The sequence below is a fragment of the Caballeronia sp. genome, assembly GCF_049581465.1.
GTDB lineage: Bacteria > Pseudomonadota > Gammaproteobacteria > Burkholderiales > Burkholderiaceae > Caballeronia.
Map to the genome: position 1 here is coordinate 1 of NZ_JBAUSA010000960.1, position 1793 is coordinate 1793.

At 59.3% G+C, this 1793-nt stretch carries 2 protein-coding genes; one reads left to right on the plus strand and one right to left on the minus strand.

Annotated features, from left to right (window positions below):
• Positions 1 to 1048 (plus strand): acetate/propionate family kinase (locus WCA53_RS23550; RefSeq protein WP_423916141.1); only part of this gene is annotated, 1048 nt, incomplete at its 5' end.
• 46 nt (positions 1049 to 1094) lie between these two features.
• Here WCA53_RS23550 and WCA53_RS23555 read toward each other — a convergent pair.
• Positions 1095 to 1793, minus strand: a 699-nt coding sequence (locus tag WCA53_RS23555; protein ID WP_423916144.1) for a glycosyl hydrolase family 65 protein, incomplete at its 5' end; no start/stop codon positions are given.

The following is a 1793-nucleotide window of genomic DNA, read 5'->3' on the forward strand; positions in this document are numbered from 1 at the left end:
ATGCCATGCCGAAGACTCGCACGGACACGCATTGCTCGCCGAGACGGGCCCCATTCCAAGCCAACCGGAAGCAATCATCCGCGTCGGAAAGCTTCTCATCGACGCCAAAATGCCGGTGCCGGACGCAATCGGGCATCGAATTGTGCATGGCGGTCCGAAACTCCGGCAGCATTGCCTGATCGACGATTCGGTCCTAACGCAACTTGAAAGGGCCACCGCCTTCGCGCCGCTGCACATTCCATCGGCTCTGTCGGTCATCCGTTTCGCACAAGAGCATTTTCCGCAGCTTCCGCAGGTAGCGTGCTTCGACACGACATTTCACGCCGGATTGCCTGCGGTCGCGCGGGTACTTCCCATTGCCAGGGAATTGCAATCGGAAGGAATTCAACGGTACGGATTTCACGGCCTCTCGTGCGAATCGATTGTGCATCAACTTTCCAACGATCTACCGAGCCGTCTCGTGATTGCCCATCTCGGCAATGGCGCCAGCGTGACCGCGGTCATAGCCGGCAAATCGATCGACACCAGCATGGGATTGACCCCAACCGGCGGAGTGATCATGGGCACTAGGAGTGGCGATCTTGATCCTGGCGTTCTGGTCTATCTGATGCGCGAGAGGAAATTCGACGCCGCCATGATCGAAGAGCTGGTCGATCACCGTTCCGGCCGCCTGGGAATTTCCGGCATTGGAAGCGACATGCGGCGGCTGCATGAAGCCGCGTCGACAAACGCCGATGCACGACTTGCCGTTGCGATGTTCTGCTATTCCGTGCGTAAGCAGGTGGCCGCAATGATCGCTGCGCTTGGTGGAATCGACTTGCTGGTGTTTACCGGTGGTATCGGAGAAAACGATGTCGAAGCGCGGGCGGCGATCTGTGGCGGCCTGTCCTGGCTCGGCCTGAGTCTCGACGAAGATCGAAACCGATCAGCAAACAATCCCATCAACGGTCCCGAGTCGCGTTGCGCGGTGCAGGTCCTCCCCTCGCAAGAAGACGAGCAGATCGCTCGCCATACTTGGGCATTGTTCCCATGGAGTGTTGTCGGATAGCCGCGGGAAAAGGCTGACGGGCTGGAATGCGATGGACGAGGCGCCGTCAAACATCGGTGCTGGTTGCCAAGTCATGCTCGAGGAAGCGCGAATTCGCCTTGCGATCAGCAGCGGGTGACGAGATCGACGGTTGACGGACCTTCGATCTGTCTGGCCTTACGGTGGAGACGTGGAGCACCTGGTTACGGCGGAGATCATGCGACGTACCGCTCACGACAAGCGTCATCGGCTCTCCTTTTTCTAGGGTTGCTTCGAGGCATTGCTTGGCCTGGTCAATCCTGATTGTGAGACATCGGCCGCGCCACTGAAAGCCAAAGCCAAGGCTGTTCCAATCCGCCGGCAGTTGCGGGTCGATGGACACGCCTTCGTTCCGCAATGACAGCCCAGCGAAGCCGAACACCGCCGTCAGCCAGACCCCACCGAGAGCCGCAATGTGGATACCACCGTCAATGGCCACATGAGTATCCGCGAGATCAATCGCCGCGGTCTGCCGAAAGTAGCGCAGTGCCATTTCGGAGTAGCCTAGTCGAGCTGCGACGAAACCGTGCATGGCGCGGCTCAGCGAACTGCCGTGGCTGCAGCGAGGTTCGTAGTATTGGAAGTTCGCTGTCCCCGTCTCACCAACAAACTCATCCGGCAATAGCCCGAGAAGCGCGACGACATCGGCCTGCTTTATTACCTGAGATCCTTGAGTCCGCTCTCGCCCAAGCACCACGTCCATTGGTACGGAGCGGCCCGCGTAGTC